The 14508-nt window shown below is 60.6% G+C and carries 15 protein-coding genes; 6 read left to right on the top strand and 9 right to left on the bottom strand.

What is annotated here, in order from left to right:
• The 5 genes from BLX41_RS24745 to BLX41_RS24725 all read right to left on the bottom strand — a co-directional run.
• A partial coding sequence (locus tag BLX41_RS24745) for an LTA synthase family protein (RefSeq protein WP_148059775.1) occupies positions 1 to 2007 on the bottom strand: 2007 nt, incomplete at its 3' end.
• A 340-nt stretch (positions 2008 to 2347) separates the two neighbouring features.
• Positions 2348 to 2539 carry a PLDc N-terminal domain-containing protein gene (locus BLX41_RS24740; protein WP_123727001.1) on the bottom strand — a complete coding sequence of 64 codons (192 nt, stop codon included), beginning with the start codon at positions 2537 to 2539 and terminating at the stop codon, positions 2348 to 2350.
• An 84-nt stretch (positions 2540 to 2623) separates the two neighbouring features.
• The gene (locus BLX41_RS24735) at positions 2624 to 3154 is read right to left on the bottom strand and encodes a hypothetical protein (protein WP_123727000.1); all 531 of its coding nucleotides are present in this window, start codon (positions 3152 to 3154) and stop codon (positions 2624 to 2626) included.
• Between the two features lie 114 nt (positions 3155 to 3268).
• Positions 3269 to 3787 carry an ankyrin repeat domain-containing protein gene (locus BLX41_RS24730; protein ID WP_123726999.1) on the bottom strand — a complete coding sequence of 173 codons (519 nt, stop codon included), beginning with the start codon at positions 3785 to 3787 and terminating at the stop codon, positions 3269 to 3271.
• A gap of 98 nt (positions 3788 to 3885) precedes the next feature.
• Complete coding sequence (locus tag BLX41_RS24725; RefSeq protein ID WP_123726998.1) at positions 3886 to 5724, bottom strand: long-chain-acyl-CoA synthetase; 1839 nt, start codon at positions 5722 to 5724, stop codon at positions 3886 to 3888.
• A gap of 682 nt (positions 5725 to 6406) precedes the next feature.
• Between BLX41_RS24725 and BLX41_RS24720 the strand changes: the two genes are divergently transcribed.
• Positions 6407 to 6685 (top strand): DUF3509 domain-containing protein, encoded by a 279-nt coding sequence (locus BLX41_RS24720; RefSeq protein ID WP_019093389.1) that lies wholly within the window; start codon positions 6407 to 6409, stop codon positions 6683 to 6685.
• A gap of 72 nt (positions 6686 to 6757) precedes the next feature.
• Here the strand turns inward: BLX41_RS24720 and BLX41_RS24715 are convergent, their stop codons facing one another.
• The 3 genes from BLX41_RS24715 to aroC are packed head-to-tail and all read right to left on the bottom strand — an operon-like array spanning position 6758 to position 9577.
• On the bottom strand, positions 6758 to 7303 hold the full coding sequence (locus BLX41_RS24715) for a 1,2-dihydroxy-3-keto-5-methylthiopentene dioxygenase (RefSeq protein WP_123726997.1): 546 nt from the start codon (positions 7301 to 7303) through the stop codon (positions 6758 to 6760).
• Positions 7300 to 8457, bottom strand: coding sequence for an MFS transporter (locus tag BLX41_RS24710; RefSeq protein WP_185073757.1), 1158 nt, complete (start codon positions 8455 to 8457; stop codon positions 7300 to 7302). Before BLX41_RS24710 ends, BLX41_RS24715 begins: the two co-directional genes overlap by 4 nt.
• Before the next feature lie 28 nt (positions 8458 to 8485).
• On the bottom strand, positions 8486 to 9577 hold the full coding sequence (gene aroC, locus BLX41_RS24705; protein ID WP_123726996.1) for a chorismate synthase: 1092 nt from the start codon (positions 9575 to 9577) through the stop codon (positions 8486 to 8488).
• Positions 9578 to 9719: 142 nt separating this feature from the next.
• Here aroC and BLX41_RS24700 point away from each other — a divergent pair, with 142 nt between their 5' ends.
• Both BLX41_RS24700 and BLX41_RS24695 read left to right on the top strand, forming a co-directional pair.
• Positions 9720 to 10673, top strand: a complete 954-nt coding sequence (locus BLX41_RS24700; RefSeq protein WP_123726995.1) for an alpha/beta hydrolase — start codon at positions 9720 to 9722, stop codon at positions 10671 to 10673.
• Between the two features lie 97 nt (positions 10674 to 10770).
• A complete protein-coding gene (locus tag BLX41_RS24695) occupies positions 10771 to 11562 on the top strand; it encodes a hypothetical protein (RefSeq protein ID WP_123726994.1) in 792 nt (263 codons plus the stop codon).
• 52 nt (positions 11563 to 11614) lie between these two features.
• Here the strand turns inward: BLX41_RS24695 and prmB are convergent, their stop codons facing one another.
• Positions 11615 to 12523 carry a 50S ribosomal protein L3 N(5)-glutamine methyltransferase gene (gene prmB, locus BLX41_RS24690; protein WP_102860813.1) on the bottom strand — a complete coding sequence of 303 codons (909 nt, stop codon included), beginning with the start codon at positions 12521 to 12523 and terminating at the stop codon, positions 11615 to 11617.
• Positions 12524 to 12763: 240 nt separating this feature from the next.
• On the opposite strand from prmB, the gene BLX41_RS24685 reads away from it, so the two are divergent.
• The 3 genes from BLX41_RS24685 (at position 12764) to BLX41_RS24675 (ending at position 14436) form a co-directional block, all read left to right on the top strand.
• Positions 12764 to 13354, top strand: coding sequence for a cysteine hydrolase family protein (locus BLX41_RS24685; RefSeq protein ID WP_016962781.1), 591 nt, complete (start codon positions 12764 to 12766; stop codon positions 13352 to 13354).
• A gap of 129 nt (positions 13355 to 13483) precedes the next feature.
• Positions 13484 to 13804 (top strand): hypothetical protein, encoded by a 321-nt coding sequence (locus BLX41_RS24680; RefSeq protein ID WP_123726993.1) that lies wholly within the window; start codon positions 13484 to 13486, stop codon positions 13802 to 13804.
• A 74-nt stretch (positions 13805 to 13878) separates the two neighbouring features.
• Positions 13879 to 14436: a Smr/MutS family protein gene (locus BLX41_RS24675; protein ID WP_060840489.1), complete on the top strand. Its 558-nt coding sequence runs from the start codon at positions 13879 to 13881 to the stop codon at positions 14434 to 14436.
• The last annotated feature ends 72 nt before the right edge of the window (positions 14437 to 14508 follow it).

Below are 14508 nucleotides of genomic sequence, written 5' to 3'. Positions count from 1 at the left end.
CTGCTTGAGCTGCGGCTCATCGGCAGAGTCGGGAATGAGTTCGCCTCCCGGTGCCGAACCCAGTTCGTACCTGTACAGCCTTGGCGGCATTTCCTTGGGCAATACCAGCACCCGGTCCGCCGTCAACAGCGCTACGGTCTGATCACTGCCCGAAGGCTTGATCACGCCAAAGCCCTTGTCGCCTTCCGGCAGGTTGAGCAGGTCGCGCCCCCAGCACTGGTGCAGTACATCGCCACCGAGACGGCCCATGATGGTGGGCACTATGTCGATCTGAGTGCCCACGGTGTGGTCACGCTGGCCGAATTTTTCCTGGATGCCCGGCGCAATCATCAGCATCGGGACATTGAAACGCCCCAGGTCCATTTCGGTGATCTGCTGCTCATTGCCGAAACCGTGATCGCCGACCACGACGAACAGCGTCTCTTTGAAGTAGGGTTCCTTGCTCGCCTTCTCGAAGAACTGGCCCAATGCCCAGTCCGAGTAACGCATGGCGGTCAGGTGCTCATTGAGGCTGCCGCGATTAGTCACCTTGTCCACCGGCAATGGCGTTGGCAACGCATACGGGGTGTGGTTGGACAGAGTCTGCAGCAGGGCATAGAACGGCCCCTTGCCCTCCCGGGCCTTCAACTCTTCCAGGCCACGGTTGAACATGTCCTGGTCGGACACGCCCCAGGTCGGGTCGGAGAACACCGGATTGACGAAGTCGTTACGCCCGATGAAGTTGGTCATGCCCTGGTTGCTGAAGAACCCCGACTGGTTGTCCCAGGCGAAATCGCCGTTGTAGACATACACGTCATCGTAGTTGCGAGCGCTGAGCAACTGCGGCAGGCCGGACAGCTTGTGGCTGCCTTCCGGGGTCTGCATCAGGTATTCGAAGCCCGGCAGGTTGGGGAAGCAGGCCATGGTGGCAAACATGCCCTGGTGGGTATGGGTACCGTTGGAGAAGAAGCGGTCGAACAGCAAGCCTTGCTTGGACAACTTGTCGAAGTACGGCGTGATTTCTCCCGGACGTCCCAGGGCACCCACCGAATGCCCGGCGAAGCTTTCCATCAGGATCACCACGACGTTCTTGATCGGCAGGGTCTTGTCCGCATCCGGCGTGTAGTTACGGCGTACAGCGGCAATATCCCCATCCACCAGTTTGTCGCTCGGCACCAGCAACATGTCGCGCACAGTCTGTTGAGCCTGCGGCTGGGGCAAGGTCGACTTCCAGATATTGGTGCGATCCTCGGACATCCGATCCTTGGCCGCCGCCATCAATTGCAGCGTGCCGTTGAGGCCCAGCTGGTTGGCGAAGTTCGATTCGGTGGTATAGACATCGCCCCAACGCATCGGCGGGCCCTGGCGCAGGGTGCCACGGGCAGCCACCACACAGATCAGCAGGCAGACCACGAATACCGCAATACGTGCATACCAGGGTGCAATCTGGCGTGTGCCGACATTGCCACCGCTGAACGGCCCACGAGGCCGAGTGGCACGATCGGCCCCCTTGAACGCCAGGCTGAGGATCCAGGTCCCCACGGCCCAGGCCAGCAGGTAGCGGACCACCGGGAAACCGTACCAGAGCATACTCATCACGGTTTTCGGGTCTTCCTTCACATACTGGAAGACCAGACCGTTGAGACGCTGGTGGAACTCACGGTAGAAATCCATCTCCATCAGGCCCAGGAACAGGGCAATGCTGGAGGTCACCGTCAGCCAGAAGCGCAACAACCCACGAGCCGCCATGGCCCGGGCACTGAACATGGCCAGCACCAGCGGTGCGCTGAGGTAGACCACCAGCCGCAGGTCAAAACGCAGCCCATTGGCAAACGCTTCGAGGAAAGTCGAAGCCGGGGTGTCGAGAATCATCTCGCGGTTGTAGATCAACAGCGCGACGCGCAACAAAGAAAACATCACCATCATGACCAGCGCGCACAGCAGCGTGTAGGCCAGATGGGATTTGACGGTCGGTTGCAGCAGGCGATTCGAGGATCGCTGCTGACTCAGGGCATCCGAGTTTGCCATGTCGTTTTAGGACCCATTGGAAGTTTAAGTTGCAAGAATACAGCTGCGTTCTGCCCTCTTATTGCCACCTGAGCGACAGGGGAATACGCGGAGCGCAAATGTTGCACGATCACTGGAGGCATTGCCATTGATTAGTGGACAGTACCGCCAAACCCACCACCAATGGCTCTGGATCAACAGATTGCAGGGGATGATGACAGGGTAAAAAGCGCGGGCGGATTGTCTTAGAGACTTTGTGAAAATTTCGTTCAACGCATGTTTAGTCACAAAAAAAGGGCCTTGCGGCCCTTCTTTTCCCTCGCCGGCAATGACTCCGGGTCTGTTCGTCACACGTCCAGGTTCAGAGTCTTACATTGCCTCGGGGTCCGGCAATGGCCCAGATAATCAACCCCAGTACGGGAAGGAAGATGATCAGCAACACCCAGATAATCTTCATCCCGGTTTCGGCGCCGCTTTTCAGCACGTTGATGATGGCCCAGATATCCAGAGCCAGAATGATCAGGCCAACCAGGCCATTGAAGGTGGAACCCATGGTGTCGCTCCCAAATGAAGGTGTGCCTCTTTAGGATAGTCGCGCGGAATCAGGGTTCCGTTTTATTCCACCGCTACGGCGGATTCAGGCGTGCACAGCGATCTTCAGCGCTTCCAGGGCCGGCGCCGCGGCAATACCGACCTCGGCACAGAGTTCAAGCACTCGAGGTACATCATTGCCGTAGACCAGCACCATCTGCAGCTCGTCATCCAGCAACTGGCTGAAATTCATCAGCACGTAACCGCCGTTCTCCGGATTCATGCTGCCCATCTGGATCTGGATGCGATTCAAGGCCGTTAGCGCTTCGATCTTGGCCAACTGCTTGGGTTTGATATTGAAGGTCACGTCCTTGCCGAAAGAGGCAACGATCTGGGCGAACAGATCGACATAGGTGTCAGCCTGAAACAGCACGGTCTCCGGCAGGCTGCCCACCACCACCCATTCGCCCAGGAGAATGGGGAAGCTGTCGTCGTAGTTGATGTCCGGATTGGCCGCCAGGAACCCCTGGGGGTCGGCATAGGCCTGAGCCGCTTCATCGGCGATCTGCTGGATCTCGTCGTCGCCCATGCACCCGGAGCTGATTTTGCTGATGAGTTCGATAAGGGTGGTTTTCATGGGCGCATCCTGAAGGCAAGGAAATTTCGAGGGCGCGAAGAATAGCCTAAAGTGGGCGGCCAGACCTATCACCGGGACGCAGGCCGTGCGCCCTCGCCCCCTTTCCCCTCGGCCTCAGGCCAGGAGCTTTTCCAGTTGCGCGGTGGTGTCTACGGCGCCCATGGTCTTGGCCGCCTCCAGGGCACTGACGCCATTGGTATCCCTCGCCTTGGGATCGGCCCCCTGGCTGATCAGGTAGGTAACGATCTCCGTACGGTTGAACATCGCCGCCATCATCAGCGCAGTACGACCGTCAAAAGATGAGCCTTCCACTTGCGCTCCGCCTTCCACCAGAGCCTTGACCACTGCCAGGTCGCCCTTGAAGGCGGCGCCGGCAATCGGACTCTGGCCATTGTCGTTGCGGATCTCGGGGTCGGCCTTGTGCTTGAGCAGCACTTGCACTGCATCCACATGCCCGTGATAGGCGGCCAGCATCAGCAAGGTGTCGCCCTTGTGATTGCGCAGGTTGACCGGCAGGCCACTGCCCGCCAGCTTGTCGAGCATCTGTGCATCGCCCTGGCGGGCCACGTTGAATACCTGCTCGACAAACTGGGCGGCCTCGTCTTCAGTCATCTGGCGGCTTTTGTCGGTCATCGGAAACTCCAGGTTCGGTCAATCGGAAAGGCCCCTAGTTTCCCCAAGCCGGCCGCGGCCTGTCATCCCTTTTTTCCCAAGAGTCGCCATAGGCAGAATCAATAACGCAGACGCCCGCCCTGGATATCCGCAAAAATCTGCGGGGTCAGTTGCACATAGGTGTCCGACCCAGGAAGCCAGGCATAGACCGGATCGTCGCCGACCCGTTCGAGGTCGAATGCCTGCTCCTTGAGTCGGCTCTTTTGGTACTTGAAGGTGCCCGTAGTGTCCATTTTCACCTTGATCCGCAGGAACAGCGGCACCGCATAAGCCGGAAGCTGCTGCCTGGCGAACTGCAGCAAGGCGCTGAAGTCCAGGGTCGCCAGAGACTCCGCCGGGGTAATGGCCACCATCCCGGCACGGCCGTTGGTGTTGTGGATTTCGACGCCATAGGCCACCACCTCGGCCACTTGCGGGTGCCCCAGGAGAATGTTCTCCACCTCGGTGGTGGAGACGTTCTCACCCTTCCAGCGATAGGTGTCCCCCAGGCGATCAACGAATTGCACATGGCCGAAACCGATGTCCCGCAGCAGATCACCGGTATTGAAGTAGCAGTCGCCCTTCTCGAACACGTCCTTGAGGATCACCTTGAGGTTCTTCTCCGGGTCGGTGTAGCCGTCCAGCGGCGCCTTGTCGTCGATTTTCGCCAGTAGCAGGCCCTGTCCACCCTTGGCCACTTTCTGCATGAAACCCTGGCTGTTGCGCAATGGCGCCCCGGTATCATGGGCGTACTCCACCAACGCCCAGGGGATCAGGGAAAACCCCACGGTGTTGTCAAAATTGAGGATATTGCTGAAACCAATATTGCCGTCGCTGGCCGCATACAACTCACAGATATGCCCCACACCAAAACGTTGCTTGAACTCGCTCCAGACTCCTGGTCGCAGGCCATTGCCGATCATCTTCAACACCCCATGCTCGGCATCCCGGGAAGTGCTGGGCTGATCGATCAGGTAACGACACAACTCACCGACATAGCCCACAGTCGTCGCCTTGAACCGACGTGCATCGTCCCAGAACTGACTGGCGCTGAACTTGCGGCGAATGGCGAACCCCGAGGCGCCGGTAATGGCCGAGCCCCAGCAGACGCACAGCCCGGTGGCGTGGTACAGCGGCAAGGTGCAATACACCACGTCGCCGGGCTGCATATCCAGGGCGATGGTGCCGAAACCGGCAGAGGTACGCATCCAGCGCCCATGCTTGAAAATCCCCGCCTTGGGCAGGCCCGTGGTGCCGGACGTATAGATGTAGAAGCAAGGGTCGTTGAAGAAGATGCGCTGGGCCTGTACCAGATTGTCCGCTGGATAACCGGCGCTCTCGGCCATCAGATTGGCCAGGCCGTCCGGAGTCGGTCCGGGGTCGGCGAAGGTGTCCTGATCGGCCACGAACCAGGTGCGCGCCGGATCGATATCCACTTGATCGCGCACCGCGGAAAAAGCCGCCAGCAACTCACCGCCGACCATGATTCCCACCGGTTTGACCAACTCCAGGCTGTGCACCAGCACGCTTTGGGTCTGAGCGGTGTTGAGCATCGCGCAGATCCCGCCAAGCTTGGCCACCGCCAGCACCGTGACCAGCAACTCAGGACGATTCTCGATGAAAATCGCCAGCACATCGCCCTTGCCGATGCCCTGTTCCCGCAGGTAGGCGGCGATGCGATTGGCCCACTGATTGACCTGGGAGTAACTGAGTACCCGATCGCCATACAACAAGGCCGGCCCCTCGGGATTGCGCAGGGTCGCCTGCTCGAAACTCCAGCCCAGTCCACAGGGTTGGTCAGGCTTGTCGATGTTCCCCGCCTTCATGCCTCGCACCACCCGAGGCAGCGCCTTGGCAATGGACGGCACCTTTCGCAGCATCATGCCCCAGGTGATCATGTCGCTCTTGTGCTTGTTCATGGTTGCTCCGGTTCGACAGCAAAGGTCTGTGCCCGGGCCAGGCCGGCCGGGCGTTGGCAACAGCCGGCACATGGCTCAACCGGGGTTGGCGACCCAGGGTCCGTCAACCGGCAAGCGAAGACTGCGGGGATCACCCGCAAAGGAATAAAGGCAGGGCAAGCACAGTGCTGCTGACAGCACCGGCAATAGTGCGGTGGGACCGTTCATGGAGGGCGTCCTATATTCTTATTATCCGTCGGGCAGGATCGCGGGATCACGCCACAACACATTCCATGTCGCAGAAACACCTTTCCAACCTGTTCAGCGGGTGTACCGAGGCAGCGTTGAAACGGCGTGACTGGCTGGAAAATACGTCAGCCGCCGCAGGGCTGTACACGGAGTTTTTGCAAACTTTTGTATCTCCCCGCCAGTTACGCCAGGGCCCTCCAGGACCGTCCATAAACGATTGAATTTTTTCTCGAGGCCAGCGGTCATAACGCTGTAGCCACGCCCACCGCCAATCGCCGACAACCTGCAAAATGCAGGATGCACGATGGCCATTCATGCAATTTGCACGAAACCGAAATTTTCTTTAGATTTTAAGCTATTGATTTAAAAAGACTTTATAAAAACCCAATACTGGCACAATCGCTGCACCTATCACTCCACGCTTGCCCTTCAAGAGCTAACGGAGCTGATAGACATGAGCCTGATCCAAGAAAAGTTTTCCTCCCTGTTCTCCAACTTCGAAGTGACCACCCAACCCCGTCCCGACGGCGGCATCCTGCTCACCCTGCGCAACAGCGAAGGCAAACAGTTCAAGCGTTCGATTTCCTACGCGCAGCTGCATGCCGCCGACCAGCTGTCCTGGGTCATCAGTGCAATTCGTCGTGATTTGGCCGAACAGGCCAGTGAACTGCCGCAGATTTCCATGCTGCAAAGCCAGAACCGCTTTGCCTTGCCGACCTACCACTCCGCGTAAGCGATCTTCGATTTCCTGCTCGGGCCGGCCCCACCTTGCGTGTGTCCGGCCCGTTGACGTTGAGCTTCCCGCTCAATCGTCCAGGCGTGGGAACTGACTGGCGATAGCGTCGCCGGTCAGGTTCGCCACCCAGCCCTGGGGATTGCTGAACAGGCGGATGGCCACCAGATGCGGCTCCTCCCCCATATCGAACCAATGGGCAGTGCCCGCCGGCACCGAAATCAGGTCGTTTCTTTCGCAAAGAACGGCATAGACGTAGTCGTCGATGTGCAGAGAAAACAGCCCGCGTCCGGCGACGAAAAACCGCACTTCATCCTCACCATGGCGATGTTCGTCGAGAAAACTGGCACGCAGCTCGGCTCGTTGTGGATGGTTACGGTTGAGGCTGATCACATCCACGCTGACATAACCCTGCTCGGTCATCAGCCGATCGATCTGCTCCTGATAGGCCGCTATCACCTCTTGCTGGCTGGCCCCCGGCTCGATCCGCGTCGAGGTTTGCCAACGATCGAAGCGAACTCCCTGTTCGGCCAGGGTCGCAGCGATATCGTCGAAGTGGGTCAGAACCTTGTTTGGCAGGTCCGGGCTGGATACGTGGTAGACGGACAGGCTGCTCATAGCGGCAACTCCTCTTGCATGCGGGTGGCAATGATAACGGCTGCGGCCAGGGCGGCGACGCTAGCAATACTAAAGGTCAATGTGGCGCCCAGGGCGTTCCAGCTGTAGCCGGAATACAGGGCGCCCAAGGCACCTCCGGTTCCAGCCAGGGCGGCGTACAAAGCCTGGCCCTGCCCCTGCTGGCGAGCACCGAAGCTGCGTTGCACAAAATGGATGGCCGCGGCGTGAAAACTGCCGAAGGTCGCCGCATGCAGCACCTGCGCCAACAACAGTACCCCGAGATGCTCCGCCAGGCTGCCCAGCAGCAACCAGCGCAAAGCCGCCAACAGAAAACTGGCCAGCAACACCCGGCGTACGGAAAACCGCGCCAGAATCCGGCTCATGGCCAGGAACATCAGCACCTCGGCCACCACACCCAGGGCCCAGAGCATGCCGATCAGGCCACGGGTATAGCCCAGGCGCTCCAGGTGCAGGGTCAGGAAGGTGTAGTAAGGGCCGTGGCTCATCTGCATCAGTGCCACACACAGATAGAAGGCCAATACCCCGGGGCCGCGCAACTGCTTGACAAAGCCTTCCCCGGCCAGCCGCGCGCCCTGGACCGAAGGCTGGGCATTGGGCACCCAAAGGCTGCTGAGCACGATGCCGCCCATGATCGCCACCAATGCCGCGGGATAGATATCCAGGCTCAACCACTCGAACAGACGCCCCAAAGCCACCACGGCAAGAATGAAACCGATGGAGCCCCAAAGACGGATCTGGCTGTAGCGTGAGGTCTGCCCCTGCAAGTGCGCCAGGGTGATCACTTCGAACTGCGGCAGGACTGCGTGCCAGAAAAACGCGTGCAGGGCCATGACCATGGCCAGCCAGGCGTAGCTCTTGCTGACGAAGATCAGAGAAAAACAGATCAGGGTGCAGATCGCGCCAAAACGTACGATCGCCAGGCGCCGGCCGGTGTAATCCCCCAGCCAACCCCAAAGATTGGGTGCCACGCAACGCATGAGCATGGGAATGGCCACCAGCTCGCCGATCCGCGCGCTGGAAAACCCCAGGTGATCGAAATACAGCGCCAGAAACGGCGCCGTCGACCCCAGCAGGGCGAAATAGAACAGGTAGAAACTCGAAAGCCGCCAGTACGGCAGCGCCGCCACGGTCATCAGACCGTAGCGACTGGCAGAACCGCCATTACAGCTGGCCCAGTACCGGCGTGCTGACGCGCACGTCGGCATTCTGACCGCGGTGACGCAGCAGGTGATCCATCAGTACGATGGCCATCATCGCTTCGGCAATGGGCGTGGCGCGAATGCCCACGCAAGGGTCATGACGGCCCTTGGTGATCACGTCCACCGGATTGCCATCAACATCGATGGAGCGGCCTGGCGTGGTGATGCTGGACGTCGGTTTGAGGGCCAGGTGGGCAACAATTGGCTGCCCCGAAGAGATACCGCCAAGAATGCCGCCGGCGTTATTGCTGAGGAAACCTTGCGGGGTCAGCTCGTCACGGTGCTCGGTGCCGCGCTGGGCGACGCTGGCGAAACCGGCGCCGATTTCCACGCCCTTGACCGCATTGATGCTCATCAACGCATGGGCCAGTTCGGCATCCAGACGGTCGAAGATCGGCTCGCCCAGGCCAGGCATCACGCCTTCGGCGACCACGGTGATCTTCGCTCCCACGGAGTCCTGATCCCGACGCAATTGGTCCATATAGGCTTCCAGCTCTGGAACCTTATCCGGATCGGGGCTGAAGAACGCGTTGTCCTCCACCGAATCCCAGGTCTTGAAGGGAATCTCGATCGGGCCCAACTGGCTCATGTAGCCGCGAACCACGATGCCCTGGCTGGCCAGGTATTTCTTGGCGATGGCCCCGGCCGCCACGCGCATGGCGGTCTCCCGCGCAGAGCTGCGACCGCCGCCGCGGTAATCACGAATGCCGTACTTGTGGTGGTAGGTGTAATCGGCATGAGCCGGACGGAACAGATCCTTGATCGCCGAGTAGTCCTTGGACTTCTGGTCGGTATTGCGGATCAACAGGCCAATGGAACAGCCAGTGGTCTTGCCCTCGAACACCCCGGAAAGGATCTCGACTTCATCGGGTTCCTGGCGCTGGGTGGTATGACGGCTGGTGCCGGGCTTGCGCCGGTCCAGGTCACGCTGCAGGTCTTCCAGGGACAGTTCGAGGCCCGGCGGGCAGCCGTCGACAATGGCGACCAACGCCGGACCATGGCTTTCGCCCGCGGTGGTGACAGTGAACAGCTTGCCGTAGGTATTGCCGGACATGCGGGGAGCTCCGTGAAATCAGCCGAAATAACTCAATCAGGATTACTGAAGGGCGCAAGTATACGCAGGCTACCCAACTAGTTCATCCTCGAACCTTCTGCCCCTGCCCGAGTCCAACCGGCACCTTATCCATGATGGCGTGATGATGCTGCGAGTCCTTCTCTTGAGCCTTTCCCTGTTCACCGGCCTGGTCAACGCGGCCGTCCTGCAACGCCCTGTAAGCCTGGAGACCGGACACGGCGAGCTGTATGGCTCGATGTTGCTGCCCAAATCTGCGCAGCCGGTGCCGGTGGTGCTGATCATTTCCGGCTCCGGCCCCACCGACCGCGACGGCAACAACCCCGACGGCGGGCGCAACGACAGCCTCAAGCGCCTGGCCTGGGTGCTGGCCAAGCACAACATCGCCAGCGTGCGCTACGACAAGCGCGGTGTGGCTGCCAGCCTCGCGGCGACCCCGGATGAACGCAACCTGACCCTAGACGCCTATGTGGCCGACGCCGTGGCCTGGGGCAAGCAGCTCAAGGCCGACCCGCGCCTGGGCCAACTGATCGTACTGGGACACAGTGAAGGGGCGCTGATCGCCAGCCTCGCCGCCGCCCAACTGGATGCCGCCGCAGTGATCTCCATCTCCGGCACCGCCCGGCCTGTGGATCAGGTGCTGCGCCAGCAACTGAGTTATCGCCTGCCGCCGGCGCTGATGGTACGCAGCAATGAACTGCTGGACAGCCTCAAGGCCGGTCAGGTCGACAACGATGTGCCGCCGGCACTGCAAGTGATCTTCCGCCCCAGTGTGCAACCCTATCTGATCACCCTGTTCCGCGAGGACCCGGCCGCCGCGTTCGCCCATCTGAAAATGCCGGCACTGATCATCCAGGGCAGCAACGATATCCAGGTCAGCGTCGACGACGCCCGGGTGCTCAAGGCGGCGAAACCGGATGCTCAACTGACCTTGATCGACGGCATGAACCATGTGCTGCGTATCGTGCCTAACGATCTCAAACGCCAATTGGCCTCCTACAAGGACCCGCAATTGCCCCTGGCGGCGGAACTGGGCCGGTCCATCATCAGTTTTATTGACGGACTTCACACCCGTTAGGCGGCTTTACCCTCCAGTCCTGAAAAAAACGGCCGATAAGCCTTTGCCGGCCGTTCGATTGCTGTCGGCGCGCAGCGATTGGACAGGACTTGCCGTTATGACTGACACCTCGAATTCACCCGCCACCGAGCAGGAAGCTGCCGTACCGGAAGCGGCGCCATTGCCGTGGGCGGACGTCCAGGCCGAGCATCATAAGATGCTGCGCCTGGCGCCCCTGCAGACCGATCGCGCCACCGGCGGACGCCCTTTGCGTTTTGTCGAGTTCGGTTATGCCGAACGCAACAACAAAGAGCACAGCCTGCTGCGCATGACCATCAGCCTGCCCGGCCAGCGGGTGCGCAAGGAACAGAATCACCTGGATGTCCGGGTCGAGCACGAAACCCGCCGAGTGCACTTCGAACCCGAAGGCGGGCTGCAGATCGAACCGCTGAACCGTGGCATCGGACGCTTCCTGCTGGCCCAGGCCGCGCAGTGGGCACAGAAGAAGTGGCCGCACTACCGGGTAGACGGCTTTGACCTCGCCAACAAGGACGCCCTCAATGAGGACACTCGCCTGCGTCGCGATCATGTGCTGCGCACCCAGGGCTTCGACGTGGTGTATGCCGATGCCCAGCATCTCAAGGGCAGCGTCAAGGATGTCCAGGTGGGCGAGCTGCTGAGCCAGTGGAACACCGAGAAACTGCAGTTCGTGGAGATACTGGAAGCAGCGCAGATGCTCCAGCAGGCCGAGCAGAACCTGGAAGAGCTGGAAGTCAAACTGCGCAAGCAGGAAGAGAAAGTCACCAAGTACAAACGTGAAGACACCGGCCTGCGCTTCACCATCACCTGCCTGGTAGCCTTCGCGGTATTCCAGGCGGGTCTGCTGATCTGGATTGCGACTCACCGCTGAGTCGCAACCTCTTCAAGACTCAAGGCCCGCCTTGCGCGGGCCGGCAAATGGCTCAGGCGCGAGCGGCGAACAACGCCTGATGCTCGCGGCACTGCTCCGCGGTGAGCATGAACACACCATGCCCGCCGCGTTCGAAGTCCAGCCAGGCGAAGTCGACTTCGGGGTACAACGCCTCGACGTGCACCTGGCTGTTGCCCACTTCGACAATCAGCAGGCCTTTCTCGGTCAGGTGATCAGCGGCCTGGGCCAGCATGCGCCGCACCAGATTCAGACCATCATCGCCACAGGCCAGGCCCAGCTCGGGCTCATGCTGGTACTCGTCCGGCATGTCGGCAAAATCTTCGGCATCGACATAGGGCGGGTTGGAAACGATCAGGTCGAAGCGCTGCCCCGGCAAGCCATCGAAACCATCGCCCTGAACGGTGAACACCCGCTCATCGACACCGTGGCGCTCAATGTTCTGGTTGGCCACCTCCAGGGCTTCGAAGGACAGATCGGCCAGTACCACTTCGGCCTCGCGGAACTCATAGGCACAGGCGATGCCGATGCAACCGGAGCCGGTGCACAGATCGAGAATCCGCGCAGGCTCAGTGCCCAGCCAAGGTTCGAAGCGTTTCTCGATCAACTCGCCGATGGGCGAGCGGGGAATCAGTACACGCTCGTCAACAATGAACGACATGCCGCAGAACCAGGCTTCACCCAACAGATAGGCCGTGGGCACGCGCTCTTCGATACGGCGCTTGAGCAGGTGCTGAAGATGGACCAGCTCGTCGTCTTCCAACGCGCAGTCCAGGTAGCTGTCGGCGATTTCCCAGGGCAGATGCAAGGCTCCCAGCACCAGTTGGCGGGCCTCATCCCAGGCGTTGTCGGTACCATGGCCGAAGAACAGATCCTCCCCATGAAAGCGGCTGACAGCCCAGCGGATATGGTCACGCAAGGTGCGAAGGCGGGAAGTGATCACGGGACAGACTCCTGAAAAAACGACCGACAATTCTAACAGCCAAAGCGCCTGCCGACGACGAATGAAAAACCATCGCCGTACAATCGCCCGACAGGCCGCTTTTTGCCCGGGAAGCCGAATACCTTGCCCCTCTTGACAAGGCTGCAGGCCAACAACGGCGCACCTTACGTTAGTAGCGATTCACAGAAGCGCTCCGCCAGAGGACAATGTCGCAAAAGCCCCACTCACAGGAGCCCCAGAATGTCCGTTCCAAAGACGATGTTTCAACTCAGCGGTCGTGGTTATGCAGCGGCCAATTTGAGCCACGCGACCCTTGTGATCATCGACGCCCAGAAAGAGTACCTCAGCGGCCCCCTGGCCCTGTCCGGCATGGACAAGGCAGTGGCCAACATCGGCCAACTGCTGGCCGCGGCCCGCGCTGCCGGCCGGCCCATCGTGCATGTACGCCATCTCGGCACCGTCGGCGGCCTGTTCGACCCTCAGGGCGAGCGCGGCGAATTCATCCCCGGCCTTGAGCCCCAAGGCGACGAGACCATCATCGGCAAGCTGCTGCCCAGTGCCTTCCACGGCACCGAACTGGAAAAGCGCCTGCAGGATCTGGGCTCCCTGGACCTGATCGTCGCCGGCTTCATGAGCCACTCCAGCGTCAGCACCACCGTACGTGCGGCAAAGAACCTGGGATTCCGTTGCACCCTGGTTGAAGACGCCTGTGCCACCCGCGACCTGCCGTACAAAGGCGGGATTCTCAGCGCCGAACATGTTCAGCAGACTGAAATGGCGATCATGGCCGACAACTTCGCCACTCTCGCCCAGACCGCAAGCCTGATCTGACCAGCCCTGGTGAGCGGCTGGCGGGCCGCTCATCCATAAACGCCTCGCATTTGCAGCAATTGCCTTAGCCTCAGGAACCACCCGGTCAACTCTCGGTCGAAGGGCCGATACCCATTGAGGAAGGTCGGAATGAAGATATCCGATGGTTTTGACGCACGCCGATTGCGGCCCAAAAGCCCGCGAAACTGGCGCCTGCGCCTGGGGGCTGGATTCTCTGCATTGCTGGCGACCTTCGGAGTGCTGCTGGCCCTGGCTGGGACCGCAAGCCTGCTGGGACGCGCTCCGGCGCTAGGAGAACTCAATGCCAGCCCACTGGGTTCGGCGCTGATTCTGCTGATCGGCCTGATACTGCTGTATGTCGGTGTGCGCCTGTGGCGGCGTTGCCGGCGCCGCATGCGCCAGCCCCTGGCGCTGAACATGGCGCCACACCTGATGAAAAAACACGACTGACAACCCTGGGCGCGATTTGCGCGCCTTAAGGGGTTCCGAGTTGGGTAAACTAGCCGCCCTTCGCGGAGGCTGACATGCAAGACGACGATTTTTCCCTGTTCAAAAACGAGATCCGCGGCGTCAAGCCGATCAAGCACGATCGGGCCGATACAGGCAAACCCAAGGCCGACCGGGCACAGATCGCCAAGCTGCGCCAGGCTGCCACCGTGCGTAGCGAAACCACGACGGTGGACGGACTTTCCGATCAGTTCGTCATCGATGTGGGGCCTGAAGATGAGCTGATGTGGGCCCGCGACGGGGTCCAGGAAAGCCAGATGCGCAAGCTGAAAATCGGCCAGATCCCCTTCGAAGGCAGCCTCGACCTGCACGGCATGACCGTGGAAAAAGCCCGGGAAACCCTCTGGGCGTTTCTCGCCGAAGCCACCCGATTCGAGATCCGTTGCGTACGCGTCACCCACGGCAAGGCCGTGCGCCTGGACGGCAAGCGCCCCATGATCAAAAGCCACGTCAACACCTGGCTGCGCCAGCATCCACAGGTGCTGGGCTTCACCTCCTGCCAGGCCAAACATGGCGGCACCGGGGCGCTGTATGTGATGCTCAAACGCACCATGATGGAAGGCCGCGACGAATAAAGCCGCTGCGCCAAGCTTGCAGCGCCGTGTCCGCCACCGTACCCTTGCCCTTTGCGTAAAATCCCACAGGTA

Origin of the sequence: Pseudomonas protegens (assembly GCF_003732485.1) — a bacterium.
GTDB lineage: Bacteria > Pseudomonadota > Gammaproteobacteria > Pseudomonadales > Pseudomonadaceae > Aquipseudomonas > Aquipseudomonas protegens_B.
Note: the sequence above shows the minus strand (reverse complement) of the source record. Positions and strands in the feature narration are given on the sequence as shown.

Excerpts from the sequence above, each read along its gene's own strand:
- BLX41_RS24740 (WP_123727001.1), bottom strand. The coding sequence starts at position 2,539 with ATGGGTTCCACCTTCAATGGCCTGGTTGGCCTGATCATTCTGGCTCTG.
- BLX41_RS24735 (WP_123727000.1), bottom strand. The coding sequence starts at position 3,154 with ATGAAAACCACCCTTATCGAACTCATCAGCAAAATCAGCTCCGGGTGC.
- BLX41_RS24730 (WP_123726999.1), bottom strand. The coding sequence starts at position 3,787 with ATGACCGACAAAAGCCGCCAGATGACTGAAGACGAGGCCGCCCAGTTT.
- BLX41_RS24725 (WP_123726998.1), bottom strand. The coding sequence starts at position 5,724 with ATGAACAAGCACAAGAGCGACATGATCACCTGGGGCATGATGCTGCGA.
- BLX41_RS24720 (WP_019093389.1), top strand. The coding sequence starts at position 6,407 with ATGAGCCTGATCCAAGAAAAGTTTTCCTCCCTGTTCTCCAACTTCGAA.
- BLX41_RS24715 (WP_123726997.1), bottom strand. The coding sequence starts at position 7,303 with ATGAGCAGCCTGTCCGTCTACCACGTATCCAGCCCGGACCTGCCAAAC.
- BLX41_RS24710 (WP_185073757.1), bottom strand. The coding sequence starts at position 8,457 with ATGACCGTGGCGGCGCTGCCGTACTGGCGGCTTTCGAGTTTCTACCTG.
- aroC (WP_123726996.1), bottom strand. The coding sequence starts at position 9,577 with ATGTCCGGCAATACCTACGGCAAGCTGTTCACTGTCACCACCGCGGGC.
- BLX41_RS24700 (WP_123726995.1), top strand. The coding sequence starts at position 9,720 with ATGATGCTGCGAGTCCTTCTCTTGAGCCTTTCCCTGTTCACCGGCCTG.
- BLX41_RS24695 (WP_123726994.1), top strand. The coding sequence starts at position 10,771 with ATGACTGACACCTCGAATTCACCCGCCACCGAGCAGGAAGCTGCCGTA.
- BLX41_RS24685 (WP_016962781.1), top strand. The coding sequence starts at position 12,764 with ATGTCCGTTCCAAAGACGATGTTTCAACTCAGCGGTCGTGGTTATGCA.
- BLX41_RS24680 (WP_123726993.1), top strand. The coding sequence starts at position 13,484 with ATGAAGATATCCGATGGTTTTGACGCACGCCGATTGCGGCCCAAAAGC.
- BLX41_RS24675 (WP_060840489.1), top strand. The coding sequence starts at position 13,879 with ATGCAAGACGACGATTTTTCCCTGTTCAAAAACGAGATCCGCGGCGTC.